At 73.2% G+C, this 16373-nt stretch carries 16 protein-coding genes; 9 read left to right on the top strand and 7 right to left on the bottom strand.

Features of this window, described 5'->3' with window-relative positions; genetic code table 11:
• The first annotated feature begins 5 nt into the window (after window positions 1–5).
• Both AA23TX_RS36125 and AA23TX_RS36130 read left to right on the top strand, forming a co-directional pair.
• Complete coding sequence (locus tag AA23TX_RS36125; protein WP_230862923.1) at window positions 6–1121, top strand: sensor histidine kinase; 1116 nt, start codon at window positions 6–8, stop codon at window positions 1119–1121.
• On the top strand, window positions 1118–1762 hold the full coding sequence (locus AA23TX_RS36130; RefSeq protein WP_155547167.1) for a response regulator: 645 nt from the start codon (window positions 1118–1120) through the stop codon (window positions 1760–1762). The genes AA23TX_RS36125 and AA23TX_RS36130 overlap by 4 nt, the downstream gene beginning before the upstream one ends.
• Here AA23TX_RS36130 and AA23TX_RS36135 read toward each other — a convergent pair.
• A complete protein-coding gene (locus tag AA23TX_RS36135) occupies window positions 1759–2316 on the bottom strand; it encodes a PadR family transcriptional regulator (protein WP_196425678.1) in 558 nt (185 codons plus the stop codon). The two genes, AA23TX_RS36130 and AA23TX_RS36135, sit on opposite strands and share 4 nt — an antisense overlap.
• 6 nt (window positions 2317–2322) lie before the next feature.
• Entirely contained in the window at window positions 2323–2712 is a 390-nt protein-coding gene (locus AA23TX_RS36140; RefSeq protein ID WP_155547168.1) for a nuclear transport factor 2 family protein, read from the bottom strand.
• Between the two features lie 163 nt (window positions 2713–2875).
• On the opposite strand from AA23TX_RS36140, the gene AA23TX_RS36145 reads away from it, so the two are divergent.
• Window positions 2876–3718: an intradiol ring-cleavage dioxygenase gene (locus AA23TX_RS36145; RefSeq protein ID WP_155547169.1), complete on the top strand. Its 843-nt coding sequence runs from the start codon at window positions 2876–2878 to the stop codon at window positions 3716–3718.
• On the opposite strand, the gene AA23TX_RS36150 is transcribed toward AA23TX_RS36145, so the two are convergent.
• From AA23TX_RS36150 to AA23TX_RS36160, 3 genes are read right to left on the bottom strand one after another with little or no spacing between them, the layout of a single operon-like run.
• Window positions 3715–4134 (bottom strand): Ohr family peroxiredoxin, encoded by a 420-nt coding sequence (locus AA23TX_RS36150; RefSeq protein WP_155547170.1) that lies wholly within the window; start codon window positions 4132–4134, stop codon window positions 3715–3717. The genes AA23TX_RS36145 and AA23TX_RS36150 overlap by 4 nt on opposite strands.
• Window positions 4121–4873, bottom strand: coding sequence for an SDR family oxidoreductase (locus AA23TX_RS36155; RefSeq protein ID WP_155547171.1), 753 nt, complete (start codon window positions 4871–4873; stop codon window positions 4121–4123). Before AA23TX_RS36155 ends, AA23TX_RS36150 begins: the two co-directional genes overlap by 14 nt.
• Window positions 4874–4929: 56 nt before the next feature.
• The gene (locus AA23TX_RS36160; RefSeq protein ID WP_155547172.1) at window positions 4930–5532 is read right to left on the bottom strand and encodes a sigma-70 family RNA polymerase sigma factor family protein; all 603 of its coding nucleotides are present in this window, start codon (window positions 5530–5532) and stop codon (window positions 4930–4932) included.
• A 71-nt stretch (window positions 5533–5603) separates the two neighbouring features.
• Between AA23TX_RS36160 and AA23TX_RS36165 the strand changes: the two genes are divergently transcribed.
• Window positions 5604–6011, top strand: a complete 408-nt coding sequence (locus tag AA23TX_RS36165) for a cupin domain-containing protein (RefSeq protein WP_155547173.1) — start codon at window positions 5604–5606, stop codon at window positions 6009–6011.
• 58 nt (window positions 6012–6069) lie between these two features.
• Window positions 6070–6945, top strand: coding sequence for an RNA polymerase sigma-70 factor (locus AA23TX_RS36170; protein ID WP_155547174.1), 876 nt, complete (start codon window positions 6070–6072; stop codon window positions 6943–6945).
• Window positions 6946–6949: 4 nt separating this feature from the next.
• On the opposite strand, the gene fadD8 is transcribed toward AA23TX_RS36170, so the two are convergent.
• Window positions 6950–8560: a fatty-acid--CoA ligase FadD8 gene (fadD8, locus tag AA23TX_RS36175; protein WP_230862924.1), complete on the bottom strand. Its 1611-nt coding sequence runs from the start codon at window positions 8558–8560 to the stop codon at window positions 6950–6952.
• Window positions 8561–9031: 471 nt separating this feature from the next.
• Between fadD8 and AA23TX_RS36180 the strand changes: the two genes are divergently transcribed.
• Window positions 9032–10300: a sigma-70 family RNA polymerase sigma factor gene (locus tag AA23TX_RS36180; RefSeq protein ID WP_155547175.1), complete on the top strand. Its 1269-nt coding sequence runs from the start codon at window positions 9032–9034 to the stop codon at window positions 10298–10300.
• Between the two features lie 33 nt (window positions 10301–10333).
• On the opposite strand, the gene AA23TX_RS36185 is transcribed toward AA23TX_RS36180, so the two are convergent.
• Window positions 10334–12631, bottom strand: coding sequence for a PQQ-dependent sugar dehydrogenase (locus tag AA23TX_RS36185; RefSeq protein ID WP_277875446.1), 2298 nt, complete (start codon window positions 12629–12631; stop codon window positions 10334–10336).
• 168 nt (window positions 12632–12799) lie between these two features.
• On the opposite strand from AA23TX_RS36185, the gene AA23TX_RS36190 reads away from it, so the two are divergent.
• The 3 genes from AA23TX_RS36190 to AA23TX_RS36200 are packed head-to-tail and all read left to right on the top strand — an operon-like array spanning window position 12800 to window position 16253.
• Window positions 12800–13321, top strand: coding sequence for a PadR family transcriptional regulator (locus AA23TX_RS36190; RefSeq protein ID WP_155547176.1), 522 nt, complete (start codon window positions 12800–12802; stop codon window positions 13319–13321).
• On the top strand, window positions 13318–14007 hold the full coding sequence (locus AA23TX_RS36195; RefSeq protein ID WP_155547177.1) for an ABC transporter ATP-binding protein: 690 nt from the start codon (window positions 13318–13320) through the stop codon (window positions 14005–14007). Before AA23TX_RS36190 ends, AA23TX_RS36195 begins: the two co-directional genes overlap by 4 nt.
• Window positions 14004–16253, top strand: coding sequence for an FtsX-like permease family protein (locus AA23TX_RS36200; protein ID WP_155547178.1), 2250 nt, complete (start codon window positions 14004–14006; stop codon window positions 16251–16253). Before AA23TX_RS36195 ends, AA23TX_RS36200 begins: the two co-directional genes overlap by 4 nt.
• The last annotated feature ends 120 nt before the right edge of the window (window positions 16254–16373 follow it).

Genomic DNA, 16373 nt, shown 5'->3' on the forward strand with positions numbered 1-16373 from the left:
GCACGGTGAAGCGCTGGCTGAGCTGGTGGGACGGCCGCGTCGTCCTGCTGGCGCTCGACGTCGCGGTGGCGGCGGCCACGATCGCGTTCAGCCTGCTCGGCGGCGACCCGCGCGACCAGCACCCGGCGCTCTACGTGCCCGCGGTGGTCGTCTCCGGGCTCGCGCTGCTCGCGCGGCGCCGGTGGCCGCTCCTCGTGCTGGGGGTCGCCGCGCTGTGCTTGATGGCGGACGTGACGCTGCTGCCGGTGACCATCGCGACGTACTCGGTCGCGGCCCGGCACGGCGTCAGCTGGCAGACCGGGGCCGCGGTCGTCGTCGCCGGCGCGACCGGCAACGCGTTCGGCCTGCTGCGGCAGCCGGGGGACCTCATGATGGTCGTGATCGGGCTGGGGTTCTTCGTGCTCGGCCCGGTGCTGGGCGGGCTGTGGATGCACCAGCGCGCGACGTTGCTGGCCGTGCTGCGGGATCGCGCCGAGGAGGCCGAGCGGGCCCGGACGCTGCTGGCCGACCAGGCCGTCTTCGCCGAACGGCGGCGGATCGCGCGCGAGATGCACGACGTTGTCGCCCACCGGGTGACCGCGGTCGCGCTGCAGGCCGGCGCGCTGTCGCTGCGGGCGCCGGACGAGAAGACCGAGCAGGCCGCCGAGACGATCCGGGCCACCAGCGCGACGGCGCTCGACGAGCTGCGCGGCATCCTGCAGGTGCTGCGCGACGACGCCCCGGACCCGGGCCCTGGCGTGCTCGCGTCGCTGGAGGACCTGGTCGCGGAGGTCGCGGCGACCGGCGCGCGGGTCGAGCTGACCCTGCCGGACCCGCTGCCCGTGGTACCCGACCAGGTCGGCCGGGCCGTCTACCGGGTGGTGCAGGAGTCGCTGACCAACGCGGGGAAGCACGCGCCGCACGCGGCCGTCGACGTCCGGCTCGCCGTCACCGGGGAGCGGCTGGCGGTCGAGGTGACCAACCGGCTGACCCCGCACGGCAGCGCCGTCCCGGGGTCCGGCTACGGGCTGGTGGGCATGCGCGAACGCGTCGAGCTGGCCGGCGGTGACCTGCGCACCGGCCCGACGGGTGACGGGCGGTTCCGGGTGCTGGCGGCGTTTCGGGTGGGGGAGGGACCGTGACGGTCAAGGTCGTGCTGCTGGAGGACGAGGAACTGGTCCGCAGCGGTATCCGGATGATCCTCGAGTCGGCCGACGACGTCGAGGTGGTCGCCGAGGACACGAACGGCGCGCGCGTGGTCGAGCTGGCCGACCGCTACCGGCCGGACGTGGTGCTGACCGACGTCCAGATGCCCAAGGTGGACGGCATCGAGGTGGTCCGGCGGCTGGCCGCGCACCCGGCGGCGCCGGCGGTGGTGGTGCTGACGACGTTCGACGTCGACGAGTACGTGTACGCGGCCCTGCGCCACGGCGCGGCGGGCTTCCTGCTGAAGGACACACCGCCGCGCGAGCTGGTCAACGCGGTCCGGGTCGCGGCCCGCGGCGAGGCGATGCTGTCCCCGAAGATCACCAAGCGGCTGCTGACGGACTTCGCTTCCGGCGGAGGGAGTTCACGGGCCCGGAAGCGCCTGGCGGAGCTGACGCCGCGCGAGCACGACGTGGCCGTCCACATCGGACGCGGGCTGAGCAACGCCGAGATCGCGAAGGCGCTGACCGTCAGCGAGTCGACCGTGAAGGTCCACATCGGACACATCATGGCCAAGCTGGAGGCGGCGAACCGCACCCAGGTGGCGATCGTGGTCCACGACGCCGGGCTGAGCTAGCGCGCCGCCCGGCGTTCGAGGATCTTCAGGGACTGCTCGCACCAGCGGAGGTTCTCCCGCTCGAACGCCAGCCCGCGCATCAGCGTCAGGTACGGGCCCACCCGCTCGGCGTCGGCGAGGTAGTCGTCCTCGAAACGGCCGTCGAGCAACTTCGCCCGGAGGCGCTCGTACCGGTCGATCTTCGTCTCCGCCCGGGTCATCCGGTCCTTCAGTGCCTGCCGGACGGCGGCTTCGTCGCCGGTGTCGACCGCTTGGACCTGGATCAGCAGCTCGTCGCGGATCACGCCCGGGCGCGGCGGGCGCGCGGTGAAGTCGTGGAGGGCCCGCGTGCCCGCCTCCGTCAACGAAAACAGCCTCTTGTCGGGCCGCTTCTCCTGGTGGACCAGCCGGGCGTGGACCAGCCCCTCGGACTCCATCCGGTCCAGTTCGCGGTAGAGCTGCTGGGGTGTCGCCGGCCAGAAGTTGGCCACCGACGCGTCGAACCCTTTCGCCAGGTCGTAGCCCGACGCCTCGCCCTCCAGCAGCGCGGCCATCAGCGCATCACGCAGGGCCATAGTGAACTAGTTGAGCGCTTCGCGCTGGATCTGGTCGAACTGGGCCGCCATGGCTTCCGACAGCGCCTGCGCGGCCGACAGCGGGCGGACCATCACCGTGAACTCGTCGATCAGCCCGTCGTCGTCGAAGTGCAGGAAGTCGCAGCCCTCGACGCGCGCGTCGCCGATCCGGGCCTCGAAGACGAGCGCGTGGTCACGGCCTTCGCCGCCGCTCAGCTCGCGCACGTAACGGAAGTCTTCGAACACTCGCAGCACGCCCCGCAGGATCGCGGCCGTGATCGCCTTGCCCGGGTACGGCTTGAACGCCACCGGGCTGCGGAACACGACGTTCTCCGCCAGCGTCGCCGCCATCGCGTCGGGGTCACGGGCCTCGACGGCCTTCCGGAAGCTGGTCATGCCTCACCTCACCTAGTCAACTTGTTGAATAGGACTGTACCGCTCGGCGACCCACAGCGTCACCACAGCTCCGCCACAGGCCCGGCCGCCACCTTGGTTCAAGGCCGGCTCAGGCGACCGTCAACCGGCCTTTACTCCCGAACCCGACCGCGAAAGGACAGGCATGGACCACGACCATGAAGGACAGCGGGTCAGCAGGCGCCGGATGCTCGCCGGGGTGAGCTCGGTCGGCCTGGGCGCGCTCGTCACGGCGTGCGCGGGCAAGAGCCCCGTCACGACGTCCACCGGCGAGACCGTCGCCCTGCAGGCGGTGACCGACGCCGACCTCACCGCCCTGTTCGCCGGCGCGCGGACCTGCACCCTCACCGCGTCCACCACCCAGGGCCCCTACTACTTCGACGCCGACAAGATCCGCGGCGACGTCCGCGAGGACAAGCAGGGCGCGAAGCTGCGGCTCGCCCTGCAGGTGCAGGACAGCGAGACGTGCAAGCCGATCCCGCACGCGGTGGTCGAGATCTGGCACTGCGACGCGGGCGGCCTGTACTCCGGCGCGGAAGCGGCGTCCGGCGGCGGTGGCGGCACGCCGCCCACCGGTCCGCCGCCGACCGGGACCCCGCCCACCGGTGGCCCGCCGCCAGGTGGGGACGCCGACCTCGAGCCGACCGACGACAAGCGGTACCTGCGCGGCGCCCAGGTCACCAACCAGCGCGGGATCGTCGAGTTCACCACGATCTGGCCGGGCTGGTACCGCGGCCGCACGATCCACGTCCACGTGATGGTGCACGTGGGCAACGAAAAGACCCTCACCACGCAGCTGATGTTCGACGAAACCCTGAACTCCGCGGTGATGGCGACCGAGCCCTACGCGCAGCGCACCGGCCGGGACACCTTCAACGACGGCGACTCCATCTACCAGCCGAGCATGCTGCTGAAGGTCACGAAGGCGCGTGACGGGTACGTCGGCTGCATCGTGCTCAACGCCGACCCGGACCACGACGGCAGCTAGCCCAGCTTCGCGTACGGGCACAGGGTTTTCGCCCGTTCGACCAGCCGCCGGACGTCGCCGACGCCGGGCCACGCGACCGCGATTTCGGTGCGCAGCACGGAACCGGCGCCGGCCGGGTCGGGGCCGACGGCGACCGTCACCGTGACGGTCAGCGCGGCCGGGTCGGCGCCGGTCTCCCGCGCGAGCACGCTCAGCGTCGCGTGGAAGGAGGCGGCGTACCCGGCCGCGAACAGCTGCTCCGGGGTGGTGCCGCCGCCTTCCCCGCCGAGTTCGGCGGGGAGCCGGAAGTCCAGCTGGAGTGTGCCGTCGGCGGACCGCGCCCGGCCGGACGCCCGGCCGTGCGCGAGCCGCCCGCCTTCCACCGTGACGGTGGTGGTGTGGAAGGCGGTGAACCCGGACCGGTCAGGCGCGGGAATCGCGGGCCAGCCAGTCGGCGAGCTTCGTCTCGGCGAGCTTCGCGCCCGGCCCGGGCAGGAGGTCTTCCGGTCCCGGCACCGCGCCGAAGTACGGCGCCTCGGGGTCGGTGACGACGGCGCGCGGGTCCTCGCGCGCGGTCAGCACGGTGCGCACCCACTCGTCGAGGCCGAAGACCTCGGGACCGGCGATCTCGGTGCGGCCGCCGACCGGCTGCCCGGCCGCGGTCCGGGCGACGGCGGCGGACACCTCGGCCGCGGCCATCGGCTGGACGCCGGCACCCGGCAGCCGCACGACGCCGTCGGTGGTCGAGGTGTCGGCGATCCCGCCGGCGAACTCGAAGAACTGCGTCGCGCGCACGATCGAGAACGGCAGGCCCGACTCGGTGACCAGCTTCTCCTGCGCGACCTTCGCGCGGAAGTAGCCGACGTCCGGCTGCCGGTCGGTGCCCACCACCGACAGCGCGACGTAGTGCGAGACGCCCGCTTCCTTCGCCGCCGCGACGAGGTTCCCGGTCGAGGTGCGGAAGAAGTGCATCACGTCGTCGTCGGCGAACGACGGCGAGTTCGACACGTCGATCAGGACGTCCGCGCCCAGCAGCACCTCCTTCAGCCCTTCGCCGGTGAGGGTGTCCACGCCGGTGCTGGGGGCGGCGGCGACCGCCTCGTGGCCGTGCTCGGCCAGCCGCGCGACCACGTTCGTGCCGATCAGGCCGGTTCCGCCGATGACGACGACCTTCATGTCCGTTCCTTCCGCTCGGCGCCGTCCCGGAGGGCCCGGAACGGCTGCACAACCCACTAGGACAAGACGGCGTGCGCGTTCGTGACAACGGTCCAGCCTCGCAGCTTCGCGGGATTGAGGACCAGCCAGAGGTCGGTGATCACCCGGTCGCGTGCTCTCCAGACGACGATCGCCGCAACGAGGTCGTCCACTCGCACGACGAGTCCGGTGCCCCCGTTGACCGAGTGCTCGTCCACCCGCGTGCCGGGGCGCGGGGCCAGCAGGGCGAGGACGGCCCGCGTCACTTCGGCGCGGCCGCGCACCGGCCGGTCCGCCGTGCGCAGCTTGCCGCCGCCGTCGAACCAGGCGGTGACGTCGTCGGCCAGCAGGGCGCCCAGTGCGGGGGTCGATTGCCCGGCGCACGCGGCGCGGAACCGCCGCGCGAAGTCGTCGGCCGGCGCGGGGCGAGGGGGAGCGGCGAGCCGGTGCAGGCAGCAGCGGCCGACCGCCCGGGTCAGCCACTCCGTCGGCGACGCGACGGCCGCCCGCTCGGCGGCGCCGAGCGCGTACCAGGCGCGGTAGGCCTCGTCGACGACGTCGCCGGGCCCGGCGAGCCAGGCGGCGACCTCCTCGAGGTGGCGGCGTTCGGCCAGCAGTTCGGCCAGCGCGGCATCGACCATGTCCGTTCGACAAGACGGCGCGCCGGAACGTGACGTGTCACAACGGCGAGGGCTGTCTTGTCTGCACTGGCATGACCACTCGCATCCCGGGGCCGCCCCCGCAGCTGGACGTCGTCGCGACCGTGCCCGGCGCGCCGCAGATCCACGAAAACGCCGAAGCGATGACGATCCTCGTCACGCTGCCACCCGGGAGCCCGGGCGCGCCGCCGCACCGCCATTCCGGCCCGGCCTACGGCTACGTTCTCAAGGGCGAGATCGTCTTCGAGCTGGAAGGCGAGCCCGAACGGGTGGTCAAGGCGGGCGAAGCGTTCTGGGAGCCGGGCGGCGACGTCATCCACTACCAGGACGGCAACCACCTGACCGACGCGGAGTCCGCGTTCGTGGTCACGATGTTCTGCGTGCCCGGCCGGCCGATGCTGGAGCCGGTGAGCGCGGAAGAGCTGGAGCGGCGCCGGGACCGCCGGGCGCCGCGGCCGTGATCCGCCGGATCGCATGATCGACACCGGTAGGCTGACGCTGTCGGAGGGAGCCGCGCGCATGGAGGACACCGGCCTCGAGGACGCGACCGCCGTCTTCGCGGAGGTGCGGCCGCGGCTCTTCGGGATCGCGTACCGCATGCTGGGCAGCGCCGCCGACGCGGAGGACCTGCTCCAGGAGGTGTGGCTGCGCTGGCAGGCCAGTGACCGGGCCGCGGTGCGCACGCCGGCGGCCTACCTCGCGACGACGACCACGCGGCTGGCGATCAACGCGACCAAAACGGCGTACGCGCGGCACGAAACCTACATCGGCCCATGGCTGCCGGAGCCCGTGGACACCTCGGCCGATCCCCAGCTGGGGGCCGAGCGGGGTGCGGCGCTGGAGCTGGCGGTGCTGCTCCTGCTGGAGAAGCTGACGCCGACCGAGCGCGCGGCTTACGTGCTGCGCGAGGCGTTCGACTACCCGTACGTCCAGATCGCGGAGATCGTGCAGACGACGGAGGTCGCGGCCCGCCAGCTCGTCAGCCGCGCGCGCAAGCACCTCGCGGCGGAACGGCGCACACCGGCCGCACTGCCCGAGCAACGGCGGCTCCTGACCGCGTTCGTGACGGCCGCCCAGGAAGGCGACTTGTCGACACTGGAAGAGCTGTTCGCGGCCGACGTGATCAGCTACTCCGACGGCGGCGGCGCGGCCCGCGCGTCGCGCATCCCGGTGCGCGGAGCTGTGACGGTGGCGAAGTACGTCCGCGCGTTCAAGGACCGGTTCTGGGAGGGCGTGACGGTGACCCCGTCGCTCGTGAACGGCGCGCACGCGATGCTGCTGTCCCGCGACGGCGAGGTGTTCACGGTGCTGACGGTGACCGCCTCGGCCAAGGGCATCGACCAGGTGCTGTGGATGATGAACCCCGGCAAGCTCAAGGCGGTCGCCGCCGTATGACGCCCTACACGCTCGCTCCCTTGGGCTGGTACTGGGCTCGCAACGCCTTCTTGTCCGGCTTCCCCAGTCCCGTCATCGGCAGCGACGCCGCCACGATCACCTGCTTCGGCACGTGCACCGGGCCCTTCCGCTCGCGCACCGCCGCCTGGATCTCGCCCGTCAGCTTCTCGACGGCGGCTTCGTCGGCGGGCGTGTCCGGGCGCAGGACCACCACCGCCGTCACCGCTTCGCCCCACTTGTCGTCCGGGGTGCCGATCACGCCCACCTGGGCGATCGCCGGGTGCTCCGCCACCACGTCCTCCACCTCGCGGGGGAACACGTTGAACCCGCCCGTCACGATCATGTCCTTGACGCGGTCGACGATGAACCAGAAGCCGTCCTCGTCCTCGCGGGCGACGTCGCCGGTGTGGAGCCAGCCGTCGCGGAACGTCTCCGCCGTCACCTCCGGGAGGTTCCAGTAACCCGCCGCCAGCAGCGGGCCGGCCACGCAGATCTCGCCGGGTTCGCCGGGCGCGACCGGGTTGCCGTCGGCATCGAGCAGTGCCGTGCGCAGGAAGGCCGACGGCCGTCCGCACGAGGACAGCCGTGCGTCGTCGTGGTCGCCCTTCGCCAGGTAGCTGATCGCCATCGGGGCCTCGGACTGGCCGTAGTACTGCGCGAAGATCGGCCCGAACCGGTCGATCGCCTCGCGTAGCCGCACCGGGTTGATCGACGCCGCCCCGTAGTACACCGTCTGCAGCGACGACAGGTCGCGCGTGCGCGAGTCGGGGTGGTCCATCAGGGCGTAGAGCATGGTCGGCACCAGCATGGTCGCCGTGATCCGCTCCTCCTCGATGATCCGCAGGACGCCGGCCGGGTCGAACTTCGGCACGACGACCAGGGACCCGCCCTTCAGCAGTGTCGGCGCGAAGAACGCCGCGCCGGCGTGGGAAAGCGGCGTGCAGATGAGGAACTTCGGCGCCTCGGGCCACTCCCACTCGGCGAGCTGGATCTGCGTCATCGTCGCCATCGCCTGCGCGGTGCCCATGACGCCCTTGGGCTTGCCGGTCGTCCCGCCGGTGTAGGTGATCGAGACGACCTGGTCCGGCGGCAGGTCGGCGGGGGCGAGCGGACGGGGGTCGAACTTCGCGGCGGTCGCGGTCAGGTCCGTGCCGACGTGGGCGAGCTGCTCGGGCACCGGCCCGATGGTGAGCACCTGGGTCAGCCCCGGCACCTTGTCCAGCAGGCCGAGCGCGCGCTCGACGAACATCGGCACCGGGTCGATGATCAGCGTGGTGATCCCGGCGTCGCCGAGGATGTAGGCGTGGTCGTCGAGCGAGCCGAGCGGGTGCAGCGCCGTCCGCCGCGACCCCTGCATCTGGCCGGCCGCGATGATCAGCAGGACCTCGGGGCGGTTCAGCGACAGCAGCGCCACCGCCGCCCCGGTGCCGGCCCCGAGCTCCTCGAACGCCTGGGCGTACTGGCTGACCTGCTCGGCGGTCCCGCCCCCGGTCATCGTGGTCTCGCCCAGCACCATCACCGGCGCGTCCCGGTGGCGCTTCAGGGCGGAGACGACCAGATGCCCGAGGTGGTTCGGATACCGCATCGCCTGCTCGTCCATCCCGGTCCCTTCCACGGCACAATACTAGAACACGTTACTGTTTTCGGCACTATACCCGCACGGGGCAAGGGGTGTCCGGCTCCTGCTTCGGTGGAACAGGTTTCATGGGATGGGGTGGCCTACGCGCTGTGTCCTGCCGGACCGAGCCCGTCGCAGATCCGGCGATCCGGTTGAACAGCGTTCGCATAGGTGGTCGCGGGAAGTGCTTGTGCGACGGGGAGACGGCGGGACCGTCCACATCGGACACTGATACGATGGCCACCGCCCTTCGCCCTTCCGGTCCGGTAACGCCGCGGCAACGACCCGTCGTGGCACCGGGACGAAACCGGGCCGGAATGCTCACTTACCTGACAGACGCGGGTCCGGGATGCTCACCGCAGAAGAAAAAGGGCTTTCCGCGCCGAGACCTTGCGCCGGGCCTCCGGGTGGACGACTATCGCGTGACGTTATGCACGTGCAAGCGCACGAGCAAAGGGGGAGGTGCGGGTGACCGAGGTGGCACCGGCGGTGGCGGAGACGGCGGACGTCCCGAGCGACGCGGTTCTGATCCAGGCGGTCCGCGGTGGCGACATCGCCGCGTACGGCCGGCTTTACGACCGGCACCTGGTCGCGGCCCGCCGCGTGGCGGCCACGATCGCGTCGGGCGAGGCGGAACGCGACGACCTCATCGCCGAAGGATTCACCCGCGTACTGCGGATTCTGCGTGCGGGCGAGGGTCCGGACGAAGAATTCCGCCCGTACCTCCTGACGACGATCCGGAACACGCTGATCAGCTGGCGCCGGCGCGACTCGGCCGTCTCGCTGGTGGCCGAGGTGCCGGACGTCCTGCCGAGCGAGGGCAGTGACGAGCCGGTGGACAGCCGGCTGCACGGCACCGTCGCCGCGGGCGCGTTCGCGAGCCTGCCCGAGCGGTGGCGGGCGGTGCTGTGGCGGACCGAGATCGAGGGCGACTCGCCCGCCAAGATCGCCGAGGACTTCGGGATGACGCCGAACGGCGTCGCCGCGCTGGCCTACCGCGCCCGGGAAGGGCTGCGGCAGGCGTACCTGGACCAGCACATCCCGGAAGCCCGGCGGCGCAACTGCCGGATCGTCTCGGGCCAGCTCTCCCGCTGGGTCCGCGACGGCGTCGGGGACCACAAGGCGCACCGGATCACGACCCACCTGGACCGCTGCCCGGACTGCCGGAAGCTGGCCACCGGCCTCCGTGAGCTCAACGAAGAACTGCCCGCCACCGTCGCCCCGCTGATCCTGGGCATCCCGCTCGTGACGCACTGGCTGACCACCACCGGCTCCCTTGCCTCGTCCGGGGCCGCCGCGAGCACCGGGGCCTCGGTGCTTTCGTGGGCCACGGCGGCGAAGGTGGCCGTCGCGAGCGCGGCACTGGTCACGACGGTGACCATCGGCGCGAGCAGCTCCGACGTGGCACCGCCGCCCCCGGCGACCGGCGCGGACGGAGCGACCACGCAGCCGGTGGGAACGCCGCGCGCGGCGGGTGTCCCGGGCGGCGGCGACCAGCGGCCGACCTCCGAAGCGCAGCTCACGTCGGCACCGCCCGCACCGGAGTCGTCCGCGGCAGAGCCGGCGGCCGAGGAGCAGGTCGTGACGACCGGAGCCGACGGGAAGACCACCACGGACAAGCAAGCGGCCAAGGAATCCAAGCAGGCCGCGAAGGAGTCGAAGCAAGCCGCCAAGGAGTCGAAGCAGGCGGCGAAAGAGTCGAAGCAGGCGGAGAAGACGAAGGTGCCCACGAGCTGACCCGGCCCCGCGGTCGGGGGCCGGGCCACCCGGTCAGCAGGGCTGCAGCAGCCAGCAGAGCCGGTACTTCGCCTGGTAGGTCGCGGCCGTCGCCGGGGCGACGATGTTCTGCGTCCGCGCCCCGCCGTGCGCCCAGCTCGAGAAGGCGTACTTCAGGTTGAGCGGCGGCAGGTTCTGCGGGCTGTCCGCGCTGATCGAGTTGGTCGAGCCGGCGATCACCGTCCGCGAGAACGGCGTGCGCTGCTGCGTCCCGCCGACCGTGAGCAGCGCCTGGTCCGGGCTCGACGTGAAGGTCAGCGCCACCGTCTTCGGCTGCAGGTCGACGGTCTTGGCGCCGGTTCGGCCGGTCGAGTCCGTCGCCGTCAAGGTGAGCTGCAGGTACGACGGGTACTCGTGGTCCGGTGCGACGAACGTGCCCGCGGCGACGCCCGGGAAGTCCTGGACGGTGTGCGTGTGGCAGGTGCCGTTGGCCGCGCAGTGCCGGATCGCGAGCCGCCAGGACAGCGCCGAGGGCGGCAGTTCGCCGTCCTGGGCGTCGATCGCCCGGCCGGAGAACGACACGGTCTGGCCCACCGACCACGTCAGCGACGCGGCGGGCGCGTCGACCACCGGCACCGGGTCGAGCCCGGCGGGCGTCCCGGCCGTCACCCGGACCGTCGTGGTGGCCGTCGCGCCGTGGGAGTCGGTCACCCGCAGTCCGGCGTCGACCGCCGCGGCCGTGGTGTAGGTCCAGGTCGGGTCCGGCGCCGCCGAGTCGTCGTACGCGCCGTCGGCGTCGAGGTCCCAGGCGTAGGTCAGGGTGTCACCGGCGTCCGGGTCGGTGGACCCGGTGCCGTCGAACCGGACGGTCAGCGGGGCGGGGCCGCTCGACGGCGTCGCAGTGGCCGACGCGACCGGCGGGCGGTTGGTACCGCCGGGGTAGCTCACGCGCCGGAGCTCGCCGCTGCCGAGCGCGACGTAGAAGACGTCGCCGCCGGGGCCGGTCAGCACCTGTACCGGCGTGTTCGCGCCGGTCACGAACGGGACCAGGCGGCTCGGGCTGGGCTGGCCGTTCGCCGTCTGCATCGCCCAGATGCAGCCGCGTGACGAGTCGGCGAAGAACAGCGCGCCGGCGTACGCGGCGGGGTAGTTGCTGCCCGACTCGAAGGCGATCCCGCTGATCGACGAGCCGCCGGTGGGACAGGGATCGCCCGCCACGACCTTGGCGTTGTGGTTGTAGGCGTAGAACGGCGCCGCCTGCCCGCCCGCGGTGTACAGGGATTCGCAGCGGTCGAGGTTCGCGCCGTCGTAGCCCGCTTGCCGCGCGGTGCCTTCGAAGCAGGGCCAGCCGAAGTTCTCCGCCACCGCGTCCCCGGCGTTCGCGACGCGGTTGATCTCCTCCCAGGTGTTCCAGCCGACGTCCCCGGCCCACAGCTCCCTCGTGCCGGGCCGGAACCCGAACCGGAACTGGTTGCGCGCGCCGTAGGCGATCACGCGCCGGGCGTTGGCGTCGGAGCTGCCGGCGAACGGGTTGCCGGGCAGCCCGTCCCCGGTGTCGGGGTCGAGGCGCAGGAGCGTGCCGTTGAGCAGCACCGGCTGCCCGGCCGCGCGGCGCGGCGACTGGGACCGCAGCGCGCCGCCTTCGGCGTTCGGCGGGGCGAGGTTCGTGCCGGCGGGGGACGGTGGGTCGGCGCAGGGGTTGCCGACCTGGCCGTAGTCGGCGAAGTTGAAGCTGGCGCCGTCCCCGCCGCCCGCGTACAGGGCGCCGTCCGGGCCGAAGGCCAGCGCGCCCACCGAGTGACTGGGGAACTGCTGGCACCAGCCGGTCACGAGGGGCTTCTCGCTGACGGCGGTGCCGTCCGGGCCCATGGTGAGCCGGGAGATCCGGCCGGTGACGACGCAGCCCTGGTCGGTCGCGCCCGGCGGGGTCGGGCAGGCGTCGCCCCACTGCGGCGCGGTCCCGCCCGGCAGGGCGTCGAGGGTGTAGGAGACGTAGACGTACGGCCGGGCGGGGAACGCGGGGTCGACGGCCAGGCCGAGCAGGCCGCGGTCCCAGAAGTCCTGGGTCGGGGTCCGCAGGTCGGCGAACACGGTCGCGGTCGGGTCGGCGAGGGAGTCGAAGACCTTGACCAGGCCGCTCTTCTCGGCGACGAAGACCCGCCCGTCGGGGGCGAACGCCGCGGCGGTCGGCGAGGTCAGGCCCCCGATCGCGACGGTGTCGGTGAACCCGGTGGGCACGGCCCCGGCGGGGGTGGCGACGGCGACGGCCAGCGCACCGGCGAGCGGCACGACCACCGCGGTGGCCAGGGCGCGTCGTGATCTTCGGGGGAACAGGGGACGACGGAAGAGCATCACTCGAACTCCAGGTGCGCGGGGGACCGGGACCGTCCCCTATGGCGCCGGAAGTCCGATCGTTGTTACACCTCGGACCGGAAATGCACACGGCTGGCCCATCCTCGGGTGATCACTATGCACGGGGTGTATAAACCGTAGCTATACACTGCGTGTACAGTCGCCCGCATGTCATTCGGACACACCCTGCTCGGGCTGCTCGAGAACGGCCCCCGGCACGGCTACGACCTGAAACGCGCTTACGACGACCGGTTCGGGCACGACCGCCGCGTCCACTACGGCCAGGTCTATTCGACCCTGGCCCGGCTGCTCAAGCAGGGACTCGTCGAGGCCGACGGCATCGAGGCCGGCGGCGGTCCCGAGCGCAAGCGCTACGCGATCACCGACGCGGGGGTCGCCGACGTCGGCAGCTGGCTGGCGACCCCGGAGAAGCCGGAGGCCTACCTGCAGAACACGCTCTACACCAAGGTCGTGCTCGCCCTGCTCTCCGGCCGTCCCGCCGCCGACGTCCTCGACGTCCAGCGCTCGGCCCACCTCGACGCCATGCGCGAGCTGACCCGCCGCAAGACCCGGGGCGACCTCGTCGACCAGCTGGTCTGCGACCACGCGCTGTTCCACCTGGAGGCCGACCTCCGCTGGCTGGAGCTGACCGCGGCCCGGCTCGACCAGCTGGCGAAGGAGATCGCGTGACCACCCCGGGGGACGTCCTGCTGGAGGCCGCCGAGGTGCGGAAGGCCTACGGCGCCACGGACGCGCTGACGTCGGCGAGCCTGCGGGTGCGCGCGGGGGAGGTCGTGGCGCTGATGGGCCCGTCGGGGGCGGGCAAGTCGACGCTGCTGCACTGCCTGGCCGGGATCGTCCGGCCGGATGCCGGCGCGGTCCGCTACCAGGGCGCCGACCTCGCGTTGCTGTCCGACCGCGCGCGCTCGGCGTTGCGCCGCACCGACTTCGGGTTCGTCTTCCAGTTCGGCAGGCTCGTTCCGGAGCTGACCTGCCTGGAGAACGTGGCCCTGCCGCTGCGGCTCAACGGCGAGCGCGGCCGGGTCGCGGCCCGGCGGGCGCGGGACATGCTGGGCGAGCTCGGCCTGGCCGACGTGGCCGGCAAGCGGCCGGGCGAGGTGTCGGGTGGCCAGGGTCAGCGCGTGGCGATGGCCCGCGCGCTCGTGACCGGGCCGCGCGTCGTCTTCGCCGACGAGCCGACGGGCGCCCTCGACTCGCTCAACGGCGAGCAGGTCATGCAGCTGCTGACCACAGCGGCGCGCGACCGGGACGCGGCGGTGGTCCTGGTGACGCACGAACCCCGCGTCGCGGCCTACTCCGACCGCGAGGTCGTCGTCCGCGACGGCCGGACGCGGGAGCTCGAGGTGATCGGGTGATCCGCCGCTGGGTGGCCGACCTCGCCCTCGGGATGCGCCTCGCGCTGGGCGGCGGCGGGGCGCGGACCGCGCTGGTGCGGCTCACGTTGACGGCGGTCGGCGTCGGGCTCGGCGTCGCCGTCCTGCTCACCGCGACGTCGGTGCCGCACCTGCTCGGTGCCCGCGACGACCGGGCGAGCTCGCGCGTCCTCGCCCCGGGGACGGCCGCCGAAGGCGTCGACCCGATCCACGCCGTCACCCGGAACGACGAGTTCCGGGGCCGCGGCCTGCAGGGCGCCCTGGTGCAGCTCACCGGCCCGCACCCGCCCGCCGCGCCGGGCGTGGCCCGGTTGCCGGGGCCGGGGGAGGCCGTGCTGTCCCCGGCACTGGCGGAGCTGCTGCGGTCGCCGGACGGCGAGCTGTTGCGCTCGCGGCTTTCGCAGCGGGTGATCGGCACCATCGGCGACGCCGGGCTCACCGGCCCGAACGAACTGTTCTTCTACATCGGCTCCGACACCGTCGCGCAGCAGCCGGACACCGTCCTGGTCGGCCGGTTCGGGTACGAGACCTCCCGACGTCCGCTGTCCTCGCTCGAGCTGCTGCTGGTCGTGGTGGGTGCGACGACCTGCCTGGTGCCGGTGTTCGTCTTCGTCGTCACCAGCACCCGGCTCGCGGCGGCGGCCCGGGACCGGCGGCTCGCCGCGCTGCGCCTGGTCGGCGCGGACCGCGGCCAGGTGCACCGGATCGCGGCCGGCGAGGCGCTGCTCGGTTCGTTCGCCGGCCTGCTCGCCGGCCTGGTGATGTTCCAGCTCATCCGCGTCCTCGTCCCGGCGATCACCGTGGACGCCTTCCGCGGCGGTCTCTTCGGCACCGACGTCGTCCCCGACTGGCGGCTCGGCGTCCCGGCCCTGCTGGCGCTGCCGCTGCTGGCGTGCGCGGCCGCCGTGGTCGCGCTGCGGCCCGTCGTCATCGAGCCGCTGGGCGTCGAGCGGCGGGGGACGCGGAGCCGGCGGAAGCTGGCGTGGCGCCTGTTCCCCGCCGTCACGGGCGGCGTGTTGCTGCTGACCGGCCTGGGCGGCGACGGCGACGGCGCCGGCAACCCCGCCGTGATCGTCGGCGTCGTGCTCGTCCTCACGGCCGTGCCCCTCGTGCTGCCGTGGGTGGTCGAGCGGGTCGCGGGCCTGCTCGGCGGCGGTTCGCCGGCCTGGCTGCTGGCCGTCCGCCGCCTGCAGCTGGACAGCGCGACGGCGGCGCGCCTGGTCAGCGGCGTCGCCGTGGTGCTGGCCGGATCCATTGCGCTGCAAGGGGTCTACGACCGCGCCGAGAGCGAACGTCCCGTGCCGCGGCAAATCCGGGTGCTCGCGACCTACTACGCCACGAGCGTCGCCGACGGCGACGCGTTCGCCGCCGCCTTCCACGCGCTGCCCGGGCTGGGCGGCGTCCCGGTGCGGACCGGCGCCCTGCTCGAGACCGCGGCGGGGGACCGCGTCTCCGCCGTCGTCGAGAGCTGCCCGGCGCTGCGGGCCCGCGCGCGGATCGCGGACTGCCGCGACGGCGACGTCTACGCCGCGGCGACCCTCGCCGACCGGGTGCCCGGGCAGGGGGATCACGTGTGGTTCTCCGAGGTCCGCCGCGCCCGCGCGATCGACCGTCCCCAGTGGACGCTGCCGGAGGTGCACCGCGTGCCGGTGTACGGGGACGGCGGGCTGGAGCTGCTCGTCACCCCGGGCGCGCTGGCGACGGCGTCCGGGGTCGGGCTGACGGTGAACGCGACCCTGCCGACCGCCGACCCGGACCTGGTGGAGCGCGTCCGGAACGTGGTGGGGTGGAACGGATCGGTGGACTCGCTCGGCACCGGGCGGGACGGCACCTCCGCGCTGATCACCCGGGTCCTGTCGGTCGGTTCGGTGCTGGTGCTGCTGTTCGTCGCGGGCAGCCTGCTCGTCGCCGCGTGGGAGCAGCTGCGGGAACGGCGGCGCAGCCTCGCCGCGCTGGCGGCGAACGGCGCCGGGCGCGGCGTGCTCGCCCGGTCGCTGGTGTGGCAGCTGGCGATCCCGGTGGCGGTCGCGGTGGTCGTCGCCGTGCCGGCCGGGCTGGCCCTCGACTGGCTGGTGCTCACGTTCGTGGTGCACCGGCCGATGGCGGCGGACGTGCCGGCGATCGCGCTCCTCGCGGCGACCGCGATCGCGGCGGTACTGTTCGTCACCGCGCTGACACTGCCCGCGTTGTGGCGGACGACGAACCTGGAGAATCTGCGCGAAGAATGACCCGGCCGGCGGGCGGGTCCGGTTCTTTCCGGGCCCGCCGCCGGCCGTGGAGCCTTTTCGGTGGGCCGATTCCGCCCGAAAAGGCGCCCTTTCCGCCGTTGTGGCGTTATCCTCTTTCCG

The sequence above is a fragment of the Amycolatopsis camponoti genome, from assembly GCF_902497555.1.
GTDB lineage: Bacteria > Actinomycetota > Actinomycetes > Mycobacteriales > Pseudonocardiaceae > Amycolatopsis > Amycolatopsis camponoti.

Bases quoted from the DNA above. Each gene is read 5' to 3' on its own strand.
- AA23TX_RS36185 (WP_277875446.1), bottom strand. From the start codon at position 12,631: ATGCTCTTCCGTCGTCCCCTGTTCCCCCGAAGATCACGACGCGCCCTG.
- AA23TX_RS36145 (WP_155547169.1), top strand. From the start codon at position 2,876: ATGGACCACGACCATGAAGGACAGCGGGTCAGCAGGCGCCGGATGCTC.
- AA23TX_RS36140 (WP_155547168.1), bottom strand. From the start codon at position 2,712: ATGACCAGCTTCCGGAAGGCCGTCGAGGCCCGTGACCCCGACGCGATG.
- AA23TX_RS36135 (WP_196425678.1), bottom strand. From the start codon at position 2,316: ATGGCCCTGCGTGATGCGCTGATGGCCGCGCTGCTGGAGGGCGAGGCG.
- AA23TX_RS36165 (WP_155547173.1), top strand. From the start codon at position 5,604: ATGACCACTCGCATCCCGGGGCCGCCCCCGCAGCTGGACGTCGTCGCG.
- AA23TX_RS36170 (WP_155547174.1), top strand. From the start codon at position 6,070: ATGGAGGACACCGGCCTCGAGGACGCGACCGCCGTCTTCGCGGAGGTG.
- AA23TX_RS36160 (WP_155547172.1), bottom strand. From the start codon at position 5,532: ATGGTCGATGCCGCGCTGGCCGAACTGCTGGCCGAACGCCGCCACCTC.
- AA23TX_RS36190 (WP_155547176.1), top strand. From the start codon at position 12,800: ATGTCATTCGGACACACCCTGCTCGGGCTGCTCGAGAACGGCCCCCGG.
- AA23TX_RS36155 (WP_155547171.1), bottom strand. From the start codon at position 4,873: ATGAAGGTCGTCGTCATCGGCGGAACCGGCCTGATCGGCACGAACGTG.